Genomic DNA, 14,285 nt, shown 5'->3' with positions numbered 1-14,285 from the left:
CCATTTCCCCATGGCAATGACGCTCCGCCTCGATGACGAACGTGAACGGCAACTCCGCCTCGTCGCGGACGAGGAGGCGCGGTCGATGCACGCCGTCGTCGTCACCGCGATCGATGACTACCTGGCACGGCGAAACGCCAAGGAGTTCGGCGACCTGGCCGACGAGATCATTGAACGCCACGCCACCCTGCTCGCTCGCCTGGCGGAGTGATGACGGACATCCGCTATCCCACGCTCGCCGACGTGGCCGCCATCGCCCGCAAGCTCGGTGTCGGGATCAGGGACGCCGGCCTGGTGGAGTCGGCGGTGGCTCGACCGAAGACGAGTGTGTTCGGAGAGGATGCCTACCCGGACCTCTGGACCAAGGCGGCGGCACTGCTGCACTCGCTGGTCAACAACCACCCGTTCGTGGACGGCAACAAGCGGATCGGCTGGATCGTGACGATCGCCTTCCTGCTCCAGAACCGCGCCTTCACCGTCGCCCAACTTGACGAGACCGACCAGGACATCGCGTACGACCTGGTCATCAGCGTGGCGGAGAGCCGTCTGACCGAGGTGGCCGACATCGCGGTGGCGCTGCGCAAGCTGTTCTGAGCTGCGCGCCCGGTCAGCGCAACGCCGCATCGACGAGCGTGCGGGCGCTGCGCCGGGCCGCGTCGGCGATCACCGGGTCGCCGTCCAGCACGCCGCTGGCCAGCCCGCCGTCGAGCAGCAGGGTGAGCTGCCGGGCGAGCAGCTCCGGGTCGGCCGCGCCGGCCTGCCGGGCCAGCTCCGTCACCCAGGCCCGGACCACGGTCTTGTGCTCGACCGTCCGGGCGTGCACCGGGCCGCCGGCCGGTGACTCGGCGGCCGTGTTGATGAACGCGCAACCGTGGTAGCCGTCCCGCCGGCAGGCGCCGGCGAGCGCGTCGAACATCCCGACCAACTGGTCGCGCGGCTCGTCGCCGGCATCCCGGGCGGCGGCGCGCAACGCACCGAACCACGCCTGGTCGACCCGGTCGAGGTACGCCAGCACCAGGTCGTCCTTACGCGGGAAGTGCTTGTAGAGCGTCGCCTTGGCCACGCCCGACTCGGCGATGACCGTGTCCACCCCCACGCCGCGCGGTCCGTGGGCGTAGAAGAGCCGGAACGCGGTCTCCAGGATCCGGTCCCGGGCCGAGCCGGCCGGCGTGCGGTGGGCAGGCATCGACACTCCCTCGACGTGCTGGTGACGGGCCGATTCTACAGACAGCTCCGTCTGCGGCCGCGAGCCGTCGTCTGCGCAGCTCGGGCGGACGATGCCCCATCTCCGGGGCAGCTCGAGAGGACGCGGTAGGCAAACCCCTGCCCACGGCCCGCACTCCCCGAGGGACAGCAGTAGACAGACCTGTCTGTTAGCCTTCGGACAGTCGGCGCGAGGCCACCGCGCCCGAGTGGAGGATCGATCGACATGCGCATCGCAGTTCTCGGCACCGGCTCGGTCGGCAGGACCATCAGCGCCCGCGCGGCGGAGTTGGGCCACCAGGTCACCATCGGCACCCGGGACGTCGCGACCACCCTGGCCGGCGATTACGCCGCCTGGACCGCGGAGCACCCCGAGGTGGGCCTGGCAACCCAGGCGGACGCTGCCGCGGACGCCGAGCTGGTGGTCAACGCCACCAGTGGCAGCGGCTCCCTGCCGGCGCTCACCGCGGCCGGCGCGGCGAACCTGGCCGGCAAGGTCCTGCTCGACATCGCCAACCCGCTCGACTTCAGCGCAGGCTTTCCACCCACCCTGACGGTGCAGGACACCGACTCCCTCGCCGAGCAGATCCAGCGGGAGTTCCCGCAGGCCAGGGTGGTCAAGTCACTCAACACGCTGACCGCCGAGCTGATGGTGCGTCCGCGCCAGCTCGCCGACGGCGCGCACAGCGTGTTCGTCTCCGGCGACGACGCGGAGGCCAAGCGGATTGTCACCGGGCTGCTCGTCAGCTTCGGCCACACCGACGTGATCGACCTCGGTGACCTCTCCACCGCCCGGGGCACCGAGATGCTGATGCCGCTCTGGTTGCGGCTCTACGGCCGGCTCGACACCGCCAACTTCAACCTCAAGGTCGTCCGCTGACCGGACCCGGACAGCCCGAAGGGGGCCCACGCCGAGCGTGGACCCCCTTCGGGTCGGCCGATCACGGCTCGAACTTGTATCCCAGGCCCCGCACCGTGACGATGAAGCGGGGTGCCGACGGCTCCGGCTCGATCTTGGAGCGCAGCCGCTTGACGTGCACGTCAAGCGTCTTGGTGTCGCCGACGTAGTCGGCGCCCCACACCCGGTCGATGAGCTGACCGCGGGTCAGCACCCGGCCCGCGTTGCGCAGCAGCAGCTCCAGCAGCTCGAACTCCTTGAGCGGCAGCTGCACGGCCCCACCCTCGACGGTCACCACGTGCCGCTCGATGTCCATCCGGACCGGGCCGGCGGCCAGCGTCGGGGCACCCGCCTCGGCCACCTCCGGGCTCTGCCGGCGCAGCACCGCGCGGATCCGCGCGACCAGCTCCCGGGGAGAGTACGGCTTGGTGACGTAGTCGTCGGCGCCGATCTCCAGGCCGACCACCTTGTCGATCTCGCTGTCCCGCGCGGTGACCATGATGATCGGCACGGCCGAGCGCTGCCGGAGCTGCCGGCACACCTCGGTTCCCGACATCTCGGGCAACATCAGGTCGAGCAGCACGATGTCGGCGCCGGTTCGGTCGAACTCGGTGAGGGCGTCGGTGCCGGTCGCGGCGACCGAGACCTCGAAGCCCTCCTTACGGAGCATGTACGACAGGGCGTCGGAGAACGACTCCTCGTCCTCGACCACCAGAACGCGGCTCAACGGGGATTTCCTTTCCATTGCTGTCAGACCTGCCGAAGCTCGGCCGGACCGGCCTCGATCCCAACCGGCGGCAGTGTCGCCAGCAGGTCGTCCGGTGGGCTGGCGGGCAACCGTAGGGTGAACGTCGATCCACCCCCAAGAGTGCTCGACACCTCCACCCGACCGCCATGGTTGCTCGCGATGTGTTTCACGATGGCCAGACCGAGCCCGGTGCCACCGGTGGAACGCGAGCGGGCCTGGTCGGCCCGGTAGAACCGCTCGAAGATCCGATCCACGTCCGTCGGGGCGATGCCGATGCCCTGGTCAGCGACCGCGACCTCGACATGTTCGCCGTCACCGCGGAGGGTGACCCGCACCGTGGTGTCCTCGCCCGAGTAGTTGATGGCGTTCTCCACCAGGTTCGCCACCGCCGTGGCGAGCTGACTGTCGCTGCCGTACGCGGTGAGACCCCGCTCGCCGTCGACCGTCACCTCGACCCCCCGGGCGGCGGCCGTGGTGCGGGTGCGGTCGACCACCTCGGCGATCACCCAGTCGAGCGCGACGGGCTCCGGTGGCGGCTGCGGCTCGGCGCCCTGGAGCCGGGTCAGCTCCAGCAACTCCTGCACCAGCCGGCCCAGCCGGGTCGACTCGTGCTGGATCCGTTCGGCGAACCGGCGGGCGGCGACCAGGTCCTCGGAGAGGTCGGGTACCGCGGCGTCGGCCGGCTCGGTGGCGTCCAGCAGCGCCTCGGCGAGCAGTTGGAGCGCGCCGATCGGTGTCTTGAGCTCATGGCTCACGTTCGCCACGAAGTCACGTCGCACCCGGGTCAGGCGGTGCGACTCGGTCACGTCGACCGCCTCCACGGCGATGAAGCCGTTCCCGAGGCCCATGGCCCGCAGGTGCACGCCCAGCGGGTTCTCACCTGCGCTGTCGCGACCCCGCGGCAGGTCCAGCTCGATCTCGCGCCGCACGCCGGTGCGCCGCACCTGGCCAGCGAGAGTACGGATCAACGGGTGCGCGGCGATCGAGCCCGGGGTGCTGCCGGTACGCAGCAGACCCATCGCACGGGCGGCCGGGTTGATCAGCACGGGCACGTCGTCGTTGTCCAGTACCACGACACCGGCCCGGAGCGAATCGATCGTCCGGCGGCCGAGCCCGGCCTGCTGCTCGTCGGCTATCGCGGGCCTCCCCCTGCTCCAGCGGGAGCTCGCGCTGCCCGTCGACGTGGAGCGGCCGCGCGCCGGCAGGAACCGGGGCAGCAGAAGGCCGACGACCAGTCCGGCCGCCAACGCCACGGCCACCACGACCGTCACCGCCCACTCCACCCGGCGATCGTAGGGTCATTGTTAACCTGGCTACCACACAGAACGGGACGAACCACCCGCACTTCCGGAAGTGTTCACCCCCACGTCTGGCGTCGTTCACCGTGGTTCATCCGGGATCCGTTCACGCGCCCTACCGTTGGCGTCGCACCTGCTCAACCCCTGCGCCGGCACCCGTCGGCGGCGACCGACCACAGGACGTGATGATGCGCGACGAGTTCCGGGCCGACCTCCAGATCGTCAGCCAACTGCTGGTGGACATGGCGGAGGGCGTCCGCGCTGCCATGCGCCAGGCCACCCGGGCCCTGCTCACCGCCGACCGGCAGGCCGCCGAGACGGTCATCGAGCGGGACGCCGAGATCGACGACCTCTACCGGCACGTCGAGGAGCGGGTGTGTGACCTGCTCGCCCGGCAGGCGCCGGTCGCCTCCGACCTGCGTGCCATGATCACCGCGCTGCACGTCGCGGCCGACCTGGAGCGGATGGGCGACCTGGCCGACCACGTGGCGAAGACGGCGCTGCGGCGGCACCCCTCGCCCGCCGTACCGGCCGAGCTGCGGACGATCTTCACCGAGATGGCCGACATCGCCGACCGGATGGCGGCGAAGATCGGTTCGGTGCTGGCGAAGCCCGACGTCGACCTGGCCGGCGAGTTGGACCGGGACGACGACGCCATGGACGAGCTGCACAAGAGCCTGTTCTCGGTGCTGCTCGGCGACGACTGGCCGTACGGGGTGGAGACCGCCATCGACGCCACCCTGCTGGGCCGCTTCTACGAGCGCTTCGCCGACCACGCGGTCAACGCCGGCGAGCACGTGATCTACCTGATCACCGGTGAGAGCACGCCCACCGGCAACTGACACCCGTCAGAAAGGGGCCCCCGCGTCGCGGGGGCCCCTTTCGCTGCTCTCAGCGGCCCTGGTTGGCGACCGCGGCGGCGGCTGCCTTCGCCGCTGTCGGGTCGAGGTAGGTGCCGCCCAGGGTGAGCGGGCGCAGCTGCGGATCGAGGTCGTAGCGCAGCGGGATCCCGGTCGGGATGTTCAGCTTGGCGATCGCCTCGTCGGAGATCTGGTCGAGGTGCTTCACCAGGGCGCGCAGCGAATTGCCGTGCGCGGCCACCAGCACCGTCCGGCCGGCCAGGATGTCCGGCACGATCGAGTCGTACCAGTAGGGCAGCATCCGCTCGACGACGTCCTTGAGGCACTCGGTACGCGGCATCAGCTCGGTCGGCAGCAGCGCGTAGCGCGGATCGCCCACCTGCGACCACTCGTCGTCGTCAGCGATCGGCGGCGGCGGCGTGTCGTACGACCGGCGCCAGAGCATGAACTGCTCCTCGCCGTACTCGTCGAGGGTCTGCTTCTTGTTCTTGCCCTGTAGGGCGCCGTAGTGCCGCTCGTTGAGCCGCCACGACCGGCGCACCGCGATCCAGTGCCGGTCGGCGGCGTTCAGCGCCAACTCGGCGGTGCGGATCGCCCGGCGCATCACGCTGGTGTGGACGACGTCCGGCAGCAGGCTGTGCTCGCGCAGCAGCTCACCGCCGCGCCGCGCCTCGCCCTCGCCCTTCTCGGTCAGGTCGACGTCCACCCAGCCGGTGAAGAGGTTCTTGGCGTTCCAGTCACTCTCGCCGTGCCGCAGCAGGACCAGCGTCCCGACGGTGGGCCCCTCGCTCGCAGTCATGCGGATCATCCTGCCTCAACCCCGTACCGGACACGCGGGCACCCGTCGTGACGACCACCACGTGATAAAGCGGATGACCTGTGAATCCGACCGCCGCTAGGGTTGTAAGGCGCTGCAGTCACATCGGTCATTACTTGCAAGCGGGGGCACCACGTGCGGACGATGCGGAGCTGGTTCCGGGACACCACCGGCGGCCTGCCGGCCACCTTCTGGTACCTGTGGTCGGGGACTCTGATCAACCGGCTCGGCTCGTTCGTCCTCGTCTTCCTCGCCATCTACCTGACCCAGGAACGCGGCTTCTCCCCCTCCCAGGCCGGCCTGGTGCTCGGCCTGTGGGGTGTCGGCGGCGCGGTCGGCACCACCGCCGGCGGCACCCTGGCCGACCGGTGGGGCCGCCGACCGACGCTGCTCACCGCGCATGTCGGCGCGGCGGCCATGATGCTCGCCCTCGGCCTGGCCCGTGACCTCTGGGCAGTGGCGCTGGGTGCGCTGCTGCTCGGCATGTTCGCCGAGGCGGCCCGGCCGGCGTTCGGGGCCATGATGATCGACGTGGTGCCGGCCAAGGACCGGCTGCGCGCGTTCTCGCTCAACTACTGGGCGATCAACCTGGGCTTCGCCTGCGCCGCCATCCTCGCCGGTCTCGCCGCGCAGGCCGACTACCTGCTGCTGTTCGTGGTCGACGCGGGCACGATGCTGATCACCGCGTTGATCATCTTCGCCCGGGTGCCGGAGACCCGGCACGGCGGATTCACCGTCGCGGCGACCACGGCCCCGCGCGGCGCCCTGCGCACCATCCTCAGCGACCGGGTCTACCTCGGCTTCGTGGCTCTGAACCTGTTCGCCGCGATGGTCTTCCTCCAGCACATCTCGATGCTGCCGATCGCCATGGGCGACTCCGGCCTGAGCCCGGCCACCTACGGCTCGGTGATCGCGCTCAACGGCTTGCTCATCGTCGTCGGCCAACTCTTCGTGCCCCGACTGATCCGGGGTCGGAACCGCTCGCAGGTGCTCGCCCTCGCCGCCGTGGTGATGGGTGTCGGGTTCGGGCTGACCGCGTTCGCCGGCAGCGCCTGGTTCTACGGGCTGACGGTGCTGATCTGGACGGTCGGCGAGATGCTGAACTCGCCGTCCAACTCCACGCTGATCGCCGAACTCTCCCCGGCCGAGCTGCGCGGTCGCTACCAGGGCGTGTTCGGGCTCTCCTGGCAGATCGCCGGGGCGAGCGCGCCGATTCTCGGCGGCCTGGTGCGGGAGCACGTCGGCAACGCGGCGCTCTGGTTCGGCTGCGCCGTGATCGGCGTACTGACGGCGGTGGCCCACCTCGCCTCCGGTCCGGCCCGGGAGCGGCGTGCCGTCGCGCTGCGCCACGCCGCCGACGCGTCCGCACCGGTCAGCACCCGCGCTGCGGCGTCGCACCCCGCCGAGGCGGCAGCCTGAGCCCGGTGTGACCGCTGAGACGAACGGCTCATGATCAGGAACCCGACTGGCGCAACCCGGCCCGACTTCCTACCGTCCAGGAGAAACGGTTAAGAAACCGAACTGTCGGGAGGTCGGATGCACGCCCTGCGGCGCTGGTGGCAGGACACCGCGGGCGGGCTACCCGCCACCTTCTGGTACCTCTGGGCGGGTTTGCTGATCAACCGCGCTGGCGCGTTCGCCATGCTCTTCCTGTCGCTCTACCTGACCGACGCCCGGGGCGCCAGCGAATCGGTGGCCGGCACCGTGGTCGGGGCGTACGGGGCCGGCGGGGCGGCCGGCGCGCTGCTCGGCGGGGTGATGGCCGACCGGTGGGGTCGCCGGGCCACCCTGCTCGCCGCCCACCTGGCCACCGCCGCCCTGATGGTGGCACTGGCCTTCAGCCGGCCCCTGCTGCTGATCGCGGCGCTCTCCGCACTGGTCGGCGTGGTGCACTTGATGCCCAGCCCCGCCTTCGTGGCGGCAATCGTCGACGTGGTGCCGGCGCAGCGCCGCTCACGCGCGTTCAACCTCCAGTTCTGGGCGTTCAACCTGGGCATGGCCGTCGCGTCGCTGCTCGCCGGCGTGCTGGCCGAGGCGAGCTTCACCGCACTGTTCCTGGTCGACGCCGGCGCCACGCTGACCGCCGCCGCCGTCATCGCCTGGAAGGTGCCGGAGACGCTGCGACGGGCCGGCCCGGCCGCGCCCCTCCCGCCCGCCGGCCAGCAGGGGGCCGGCCGCTCCCGTCGACAGGGGCTGCACACCGCGCTCACCGACCGGACCTTCCTGATCTTCGTCGGGCTCACCTTCGTGCTGGCCGTCCTCACCCTGCAGACCTCGACGATCATGCCGCTGGCGATGCGCGCCGACGGTCTGGGACCGTCGGCGTACGGGGCGGTGGTGGCACTCGGGGGCGCGCTGATCGTGCTGGGGCAACTGTTCGTGCCCCGGCTGATCGACCGGCACCGCAAGGACGTCGTGCTGGCCATCTCCACGGCCCTGCTGGCGGTCGGCTTCGGCGTGCTCGCCGTCGCCGACCACCTGGGCGTCTACCTCGGTGCGGCGGTGGTCTGGACGGTCGGCTCGATGCTCGCCGCGCCGCCCAACGCGCAGATCAACGCGGATCTGGCGCCGCCGCAACTGCGCGCCCGGTACCAGTCGGTCTTCTACCTGACGTTCCCGGCCGCGGCGTTCGTCGCACCCACCCTGGGCGGGGTGAGCCTGCAGCACCTCGGTGACCGGCACTGGCTGATCGTGGGCGGGCTGGGCCTGCTGGCCGCGCTCGGGCACCTGCTGGCCGGGCCGCCCCGTGACCGGCACGTCGCCGCGATGCGCCGGATGGTCGACCGGGAGCCGGCGCCGCGCGGGGACCGCGTCCAGACGGGCTGACCGTACGACGGCAAAGCGCCCACCATGTCCCGAAGGTCATGGTGGGCGCTCGCCGGTGGGGCCGGCGGCGGCGGGCAACACTCACCCCCGTAAGCATCGCCCGCTCGCGCCGCCGGTCCAAACAGGTGGGCACCGTCCCCCAACGGTTGATCCACCCGTCCCCTCGCACCTCGCCTGGTGCGCGGATCTGATCGATCCGCCGCTCCCCCGAACGTTTCCAAGCGTGGCGCGGTGCAATAAAGCTAGTTCGGCCGGATTCTGGATTCAACCCAGATGGGTGTCTCGCCGGTCACAACTGACGAGTATCCCCAGCTCGGGCCTCGGTCTGTGGCAACAGCCGGGTACCCGTCGGGCATTCCCTCAAACACCTCAGCCGTCCTCACGATCGGGTGACTCGGTCCGGAAGAAGTTGCTCTGCCGGCCGTCACGCATCTGCTCCTGATAGATCAGGTTGAGCCGGCGCAGATCAAACGTGTGAAACCACTCATCCCAGGGGATCTCACGAATCCGGCTGCTTTCCCGGTAGCCGGGGATGTTGAAGGTCAACACTCCGGCCCGACCGTCCCGCTCAGTGCCCGCGATGGTCGCCGGCTTCGCGCCACGCTCCCGCGCCCAACGTTGGATCACCTCGTGATTCGCGGTGATCAGGCTCCGTCCCGGCCGCTCCGGCCGGTCCGCCGTCGACGAGATCACCTGCGAGCTGCGGACCGACCGTCCGCTGCCCCGTCCGGTCCGGATCCCACCGGCCGTCGTGCCACCAGCCGCCGGCCGGCTCGCCGTGGCCCGCTTGGTGGGAGCCGCCCGCTTCGCCGTGGCCCGCTTGGCGGGAGCCGCCCTCTTCGCCGGCGCCGCCTTCGCCGTGGCCCGCGTGGCAGCCGGTCGCGACGGCGCCTTCTTCGCGGGCGCCTTTCGCGCTGGCGCGGCACGCGCGGTCGTCGACGTCCTGCGAGCGGCGGTCGACCTGGCCGCTGTCGTCTTCTTCGCCGCGGCCGTCTTACGGGCCGCCGTCGATGTCCGTGCGGTGGTCGTCCGCTTCGCAGCGGTCGACCTGCTCGCGGCGGTGGTGCGCTTGGCAGGGGTGGTCCGCTTCGCCGCTGTCGTCTTCTTCGCCGCTGTCGTCTTCTTCGCGGCGGCCCGCTTCGCGGGAGCGCTCTTGTTCGCGGGCGCAGCCTTTGCGCGACTCGGTGCCGCCCTCGACGCCGACTTCTTCGTCGCGGCGGCCCGACCGGCCGACGCCCTGGTGCCGGCGGCCCGACCAGCCGGTCCGGTACTGCGCCGGCCCGCCCCACCGGCGTCCGAACGCATCGAACGCACCAACTGTTTCACCAGGTCAGGCTTGCGCATCGCGGAGATCCCAGAGACCCCGCGTTTGCGCAACTGCCCGCGGATGTCGTCCACCCGCATCCGGGAGATCTCCGACTCGGAGATCCCGGGTGTCGCCGGGCTCTGGTTGCCGGCCTGCCGTTTGGTCCTGGTCGCAGTCCCGCCGCGACCTGAGCTGTTCCGCTGAGCCATGGGATGCTCCGCTCCTCGACACTCCGTCCTCGGCGCGCGGGGGTCCCTCTGCCGCACCGCGCGGTGCGGCATACCCAGCAAGGGCAGTCCGAACCCTCCGTTCGTCGCCGCCCGCTGTGACGGTAGGGATTGAGCCGGGCGCACCCGTACCCCACACATCCTTTGCTCTGCTTACACCCAGGCAACGCTCGGAGCCCGTAAGTGTTGCGTCGGTTGAAGCAGAGCAAAGGAGGCGTCCCACCACCTCGGCCCGGAAGCCCGCCTGATAAACCCCGCAGTCGGGGCGCAGGCCCCCGCGCGTGGAGCCGCCGAGAACGCCAGTTGTCAGGCGGGGCCGGGGCCGGACGGCTCGAAGAGGTGGGCGAAGGCGGCCAGGTTCGCCGTCGACTCGCCGCGCTTGACCCGCCACTCGTACTCGCGCCGAATCGAGCTGCCGAAGCCGATCTCCAGCATGGTGTCGAAGGACTCGTCGGAGTAGGTAAGCACCGAACCGAGCAGCCGGTCCAGCTCGTCGGCGTCCACACCGGCCGGGTTGACCCGCCCGGTCAGGTACACGTCACCGACCGCGTCGGTGGAGAAGGAGACCCCGTACATCCGGGCGTTGCGCTGCAGCAGCCAGGCCCACAGCTCCTCGCGCCGCTCGTCGGGCTGGCGCATGACGAACGCCTCGATCCGCAGCGCGTGCTCACCGACGATCAGGTTGCAGATCGTCTTGAGCTTGTGGGTGCCCGGCAGGGTGATCGCGTACGAGCCGGGGCCGGTCGACTCCCAGGCCAGGTCACGTTCGGCACAGACCGACTCGATCAGGGTCGCAAGATCGCTCTTCGGGCTCACCGGACCCACTCTACGACCGCCCCGGCCCACGCACCGGATGACGACCGGCCCGCGGTCACCCACCAGCACGATCGGCGCGCGGTCAGCACCGGCACGATCGGCGCGGGGTCACCACCGGCACGACCTGTCCCCGGTCACCAGGAGCAGGAGAGGGCGGGGCCTCCGGCCAGGTCGGCGGCGAGGCGGGCCCGGCGCGCGGCGATCGCCTCGCCGTAGACGTCGAGCAGGCCCGTGACGGTGCGGTCCCAGGAGAAGTGTCGGGCGTGCTGCGCGGCGCCGCGGGACAGCCTGGCCCGCAGGGCCCGGTCCGGCAGCAGGCGGCCCAGGGCGCGGGCCCAGTCCACCGGGTCGTGCCCGTCGATGAGCACCCCACTGGCCTGGTCCCGAACGGCGGTGACCAGACCACCGACGGCGGCGGCCAGCACCGGCGTACCGCAGGCCTGCGCCTCCAGGGCGACGAGCCCGAAGGATTCGTTGTGCGACGGCACCGCGACCAGATCGGCGGCCCGGTACAGGGCCGGCAGGTCGTCGCCGGTACGCGGCGGCAGGAAACGGACCCGGTCGGCGACGCCGAGCGTCGCGGCCAGCTCGATCAGGGCGGTCGGCCGGTCCAGTCCGCTGCCGCTGGGCCCGCCGCAGATCACCACGGTCACCTCGTCGGCCAGGGCCGGATCACGCTCGCGCAGGGCGGCGATCGCGCGGATGAGCACGTCCGGCGCCTTGAGTGGTTGGATCCGACCGACGAAGGCCACCACGTACCCGTCGACCGGCAGCCCCAGCCTGCGGCGGGCGGCGCGGGCGGCCACGAACCGGTCGCCCGGCGCGGGCCGGAACCGGGCCAGGTCGACGCCCGGCTGCACGACGGAGACCTGGTCGGGGGCGGCGTCGTACCGCTCGACGAGGTCGCGGGCCTCCACCCGGGTGTTGGCGACCAGCTGGTCGGCCTCGGCGACGACCTGCTCCTCGCCGATCACCCGAGCCTTCGGTTCCGGCCGGTCGTCGGCGGCGAGTTGGGCGTTCTTGACCTTCGCCAGGGTGTGCGCGGTGTGCACCAGCGGCACTCCCCAGCGCTCCTTGGCCAGCCAGCCGACCTGCCCCGACAGCCAGTAGTGGGAGTGGATCAGGTCGTAGTGCCCGGGTGGGCGGGACGCCTCGGCGCGCAGCACCCCGGCGGTGAAGGCGCAGAGCTGGCCGGGCAACTCCTCCTTGGTCAGCCCTTCGAGCGGACCGGAGGTGATGTGCCGGACCTGCACGCCGGGGGCCATCTCGACCACCGGGGGGAGGTCACCCGAGGTGGCCCGGGTGAAGATCTCCACCTCGACGTCGGCCTCGGCGAGCCGCCGGGCGACCTCCAGGATGTAGACGTTCATCCCGCCGGCGTCGCCGGTGCCCGGCTGGTGCAGCGGGGAGGTGTGCACCGACAGGGTGGCGATGCGGCGGGGCCGGGGCCACGGTCGGGCACCTCGCTGACGACCGACACCGGTGTGCAGTTCCGCCACGTCCGCTCCTTCAGTCACGGTTAATGCCGTCTCGCACGACCGGCGCTTCTCGGTCAACCTGTACGCCGGATGTCATCTTCCCCATCGGGCTACGGAAATGCGTCGGCGCGGCCGGCCGGGGTGACGGACCTCATCAACCGTCGGCCCGCACGGCGAAGCCCCGCGCCCGATCGCAAGGCCTCGGACGACCGGGGCGACAATGACCGGATGACCTCTGTCGCCATCGTCACCGGAGCGTCCAGCGGGATCGGAGCGGCCACCGCCCGCCGGCTCGCCGCCGAGGGTTTCCACGTGCTCGCCGCCGCCCGCCGCGCCGAACGGCTCGCCGACCTGGTCGCCGAGATCACCGCCGCCGGCGGGCAGGCCACCGCGGTGACCTGCGACGTCACCTCGGACGAGTCGGTGGCCCGGTTGGCCGAGGCCGCCGCCCAGGCGCCCGGGCCGGTCACCCTCCTGGTGAACAACGCCGGTGGAGCGCGCGGGCTGGACCTGGTGGAGTCCGGCTCGGTCGCCGACTGGCAGTGGATGTACGACGTGAACGTGCTCGGCACCCTGCGGGTCACCCAGGCGCTGCTGCCGGCGCTGGAGGCGTCCGGTTCCGGCACCATCGTGGTGGTCTCCTCCACCGCCGGGCTGACCGTGTACGAGGGTGGCGGCGGCTACACCGCGGCGAAGCACGCGCAGACCGCCATCGCCGGCACGCTCCGCCTGGAGCTGTGTGGCCGGCCGCTGCGGGTCATCGAGATCGACCCCGGAATGGTGAAGACCGACGAGTTCGGGCTGGTCCGCTTCGAGGGCGACGCCGAGCGGGCGGCCGCCGTCTACGCCGGGGTGCCGGGGCCGCTGGTCGCCGAGGACGTCGCCGACTGCATCGCCTGGTGCGCCACCCGCCCGGAGCACGTCAACATCGACCGGCTGGTGGTCCGGCCACGGGCGCAGGCGGCGCAGCACAAGGTGCACCGGGTCTCCTGACTCGGGGACAGGACCGATGAGCGGGGCTCCACGACGCCGACCGCTCGGCGTGGTCACCCGGGGCACCACCAACCCGAACCGGCTGCGCCGGGTGGACAACTGGATCGTCGCGACCTGCGCCGACCGGCTGCGGGCGGCGGTCGATCCGCTGGTGGTGGACCTCGGCTACGGCGCCACCCCGGTGACCGCCGTGGAGTTGCGGGCCCGGCTTGCCGCCGGGGTCCGTCGGGACGTACGCCTGGTCGGGCTGGAGATCGACCCGGCGCGGGTGGCCGCCGCGACGCCGGCCGCCGACCCGCCCGGCCTGACCTTCGCCCGGGGTGGCTTCGAGTTGGCCGGGCTCCGGCCGGTGCTGGTCCGCGCGTTCAACGTTCTGCGCCAGTACGACGAGCGCGAGGTGCCCGACGCCTGGCGCACGATGACCGCCGCTCTCGCTCCGGGTGGGGCGCTCGTCGAGGGCACCTGCGACGAGCTGGGCCGGCTGGCGAGCTGGCTGCTGGTCGACGCGGACGGCCCGCGCACGCTGACCCTGGCCGCGAAGCTCACCACGCTGGGCAGTCCTGCCGAGTTGGCCGAGCGGCTGCCCAAGGCGCTGATCCACCGCAACGTCCCGGGTGAGGCGGTGCACGACCTGATCCGGGCCCTGGACGACGCCTGGCAGGCCGCGGCCCCCTACGCCACCTTCGGTCCACGGCAGCGCTGGCTGAGGGCCGTGGGCAGGCTGCGGGACGACGGCTGGCCCGTGCGTGACGGCCCGCACCGCTGGCGGCACGGCGAGCTGACCCTCTCCTGGCCCCTCCCCTGAGCGGGGTGGG

Annotated in this window: 14 protein-coding genes and 1 pseudogene; 8 read left to right on the top strand and 7 right to left on the bottom strand. The window is 71.8% G+C overall.

Annotation, left to right across the window (positions count from 1 at the left end):
• The first annotated feature begins 10 nt into the window (after window positions 1–10).
• Together ACFYPH_RS01720 and ACFYPH_RS01715 are read left to right on the top strand one after the other, a co-directional pair.
• Window positions 11–211, top strand: a complete 201-nt coding sequence (locus tag ACFYPH_RS01720; RefSeq protein WP_354854531.1) for a hypothetical protein — start codon at window positions 11–13, stop codon at window positions 209–211.
• A complete protein-coding gene (locus tag ACFYPH_RS01715; RefSeq protein ID WP_354854533.1) occupies window positions 211–594 on the top strand; it encodes a type II toxin-antitoxin system death-on-curing family toxin in 384 nt (127 codons plus the stop codon). The genes ACFYPH_RS01720 and ACFYPH_RS01715 overlap by 1 nt, the downstream gene beginning before the upstream one ends.
• Before the next feature lie 13 nt (window positions 595–607).
• Here the strand turns inward: ACFYPH_RS01715 and ACFYPH_RS01710 are convergent, their stop codons facing one another.
• Window positions 608–1,186, bottom strand: a complete 579-nt coding sequence (locus ACFYPH_RS01710; RefSeq protein WP_354854535.1) for a TetR/AcrR family transcriptional regulator — start codon at window positions 1,184–1,186, stop codon at window positions 608–610.
• Window positions 1,187–1,429: 243 nt separating this feature from the next.
• Here ACFYPH_RS01710 and ACFYPH_RS01705 point away from each other — a divergent pair, with 243 nt between their 5' ends.
• Window positions 1,430–2,083 (top strand): NAD(P)-binding domain-containing protein, encoded by a 654-nt coding sequence (locus ACFYPH_RS01705; protein WP_354854536.1) that lies wholly within the window; start codon window positions 1,430–1,432, stop codon window positions 2,081–2,083.
• Between the two features lie 61 nt (window positions 2,084–2,144).
• Here ACFYPH_RS01705 and ACFYPH_RS01700 read toward each other — a convergent pair whose 3' ends face one another.
• Both ACFYPH_RS01700 and ACFYPH_RS01695 read right to left on the bottom strand, forming a co-directional pair.
• Window positions 2,145–2,828 (bottom strand): response regulator transcription factor, encoded by a 684-nt coding sequence (locus tag ACFYPH_RS01700; protein ID WP_039906992.1) that lies wholly within the window; start codon window positions 2,826–2,828, stop codon window positions 2,145–2,147.
• Window positions 2,829–2,851: 23 nt separating this feature from the next.
• The gene (locus tag ACFYPH_RS01695) at window positions 2,852–4,111 is read right to left on the bottom strand and encodes a sensor histidine kinase (RefSeq protein WP_387179307.1); all 1,260 of its coding nucleotides are present in this window, start codon (window positions 4,109–4,111) and stop codon (window positions 2,852–2,854) included.
• 224 nt (window positions 4,112–4,335) lie between these two features.
• Here ACFYPH_RS01695 and phoU point away from each other — a divergent pair, with 224 nt between their 5' ends.
• A complete protein-coding gene (gene phoU, locus ACFYPH_RS01690) occupies window positions 4,336–4,989 on the top strand; it encodes a phosphate signaling complex protein PhoU (protein WP_354854540.1) in 654 nt (217 codons plus the stop codon).
• A gap of 49 nt (window positions 4,990–5,038) precedes the next feature.
• Here the strand turns inward: phoU and ACFYPH_RS01685 are convergent, their stop codons facing one another.
• Window positions 5,039–5,806, bottom strand: a complete 768-nt coding sequence (locus ACFYPH_RS01685) for a phosphoglyceromutase (RefSeq protein ID WP_354854542.1) — start codon at window positions 5,804–5,806, stop codon at window positions 5,039–5,041.
• Window positions 5,807–5,959: 153 nt separating this feature from the next.
• Here ACFYPH_RS01685 and ACFYPH_RS01680 point away from each other — a divergent pair, with 153 nt between their 5' ends.
• A complete protein-coding gene (locus tag ACFYPH_RS01680; RefSeq protein WP_355064513.1) occupies window positions 5,960–7,243 on the top strand; it encodes an MFS transporter in 1,284 nt (427 codons plus the stop codon).
• Window positions 7,244–7,360: 117 nt separating this feature from the next.
• Window positions 7,361–8,650 (top strand): MFS transporter, encoded by a 1,290-nt coding sequence (locus ACFYPH_RS01675; protein WP_355064511.1) that lies wholly within the window; start codon window positions 7,361–7,363, stop codon window positions 8,648–8,650.
• Window positions 8,651–9,019: 369 nt separating this feature from the next.
• On the opposite strand, the pseudogene ACFYPH_RS01670 reads toward ACFYPH_RS01675, so the two are convergent.
• From ACFYPH_RS01670 to mshA, 3 genes and pseudogenes are all read right to left on the bottom strand, one after another.
• Window positions 9,020–9,445: pseudogene (locus tag ACFYPH_RS01670) on the bottom strand (hypothetical protein); the annotation flags it as partial.
• A gap of 1,044 nt (window positions 9,446–10,489) precedes the next feature.
• Entirely contained in the window at window positions 10,490–10,999 is a 510-nt protein-coding gene (locus ACFYPH_RS01665) for a YbjN domain-containing protein (protein ID WP_354854549.1), read from the bottom strand.
• Between the two features lie 134 nt (window positions 11,000–11,133).
• Complete coding sequence (gene mshA, locus ACFYPH_RS01660) at window positions 11,134–12,498, bottom strand: D-inositol-3-phosphate glycosyltransferase (protein WP_354854551.1); 1,365 nt, start codon at window positions 12,496–12,498, stop codon at window positions 11,134–11,136.
• A gap of 207 nt (window positions 12,499–12,705) precedes the next feature.
• Here mshA and ACFYPH_RS01655 point away from each other — a divergent pair, with 207 nt between their 5' ends.
• Window positions 12,706–13,470, top strand: a complete 765-nt coding sequence (locus ACFYPH_RS01655) for an SDR family oxidoreductase (protein WP_387178172.1) — start codon at window positions 12,706–12,708, stop codon at window positions 13,468–13,470.
• Window positions 13,471–13,486: 16 nt separating this feature from the next.
• Window positions 13,487–14,275: a class I SAM-dependent methyltransferase gene (locus tag ACFYPH_RS01650; protein ID WP_355064507.1), complete on the top strand. Its 789-nt coding sequence runs from the start codon at window positions 13,487–13,489 to the stop codon at window positions 14,273–14,275.
• Window positions 14,276–14,285 lie beyond the last annotated feature (10 nt).

Origin of the sequence: Micromonospora sp. NPDC005252, assembly GCF_042872475.1 — a bacterium.
Taxonomy (GTDB): domain Bacteria; phylum Actinomycetota; class Actinomycetes; order Mycobacteriales; family Micromonosporaceae; genus Micromonospora.
Note: the sequence above shows the minus strand (reverse complement) of the source record. Positions and strands in the feature narration are given on the sequence as shown.

Excerpts from the sequence above, each read along its gene's own strand:
- ACFYPH_RS01705 (WP_354854536.1), top strand. The coding sequence starts at position 1,430 with ATGCGCATCGCAGTTCTCGGCACCGGCTCGGTCGGCAGGACCATCAGC.
- ACFYPH_RS01675 (WP_355064511.1), top strand. The coding sequence starts at position 7,361 with ATGCACGCCCTGCGGCGCTGGTGGCAGGACACCGCGGGCGGGCTACCC.
- ACFYPH_RS01720 (WP_354854531.1), top strand. The coding sequence starts at position 11 with ATGGCAATGACGCTCCGCCTCGATGACGAACGTGAACGGCAACTCCGC.
- ACFYPH_RS01685 (WP_354854542.1), bottom strand. The coding sequence starts at position 5,806 with ATGACTGCGAGCGAGGGGCCCACCGTCGGGACGCTGGTCCTGCTGCGG.
- ACFYPH_RS01655 (WP_387178172.1), top strand. The coding sequence starts at position 12,706 with ATGACCTCTGTCGCCATCGTCACCGGAGCGTCCAGCGGGATCGGAGCG.
- ACFYPH_RS01710 (WP_354854535.1), bottom strand. The coding sequence starts at position 1,186 with ATGCCTGCCCACCGCACGCCGGCCGGCTCGGCCCGGGACCGGATCCTG.
- phoU (WP_354854540.1), top strand. The coding sequence starts at position 4,336 with ATGCGCGACGAGTTCCGGGCCGACCTCCAGATCGTCAGCCAACTGCTG.
- ACFYPH_RS01650 (WP_355064507.1), top strand. The coding sequence starts at position 13,487 with ATGAGCGGGGCTCCACGACGCCGACCGCTCGGCGTGGTCACCCGGGGC.
- ACFYPH_RS01715 (WP_354854533.1), top strand. The coding sequence starts at position 211 with ATGACGGACATCCGCTATCCCACGCTCGCCGACGTGGCCGCCATCGCC.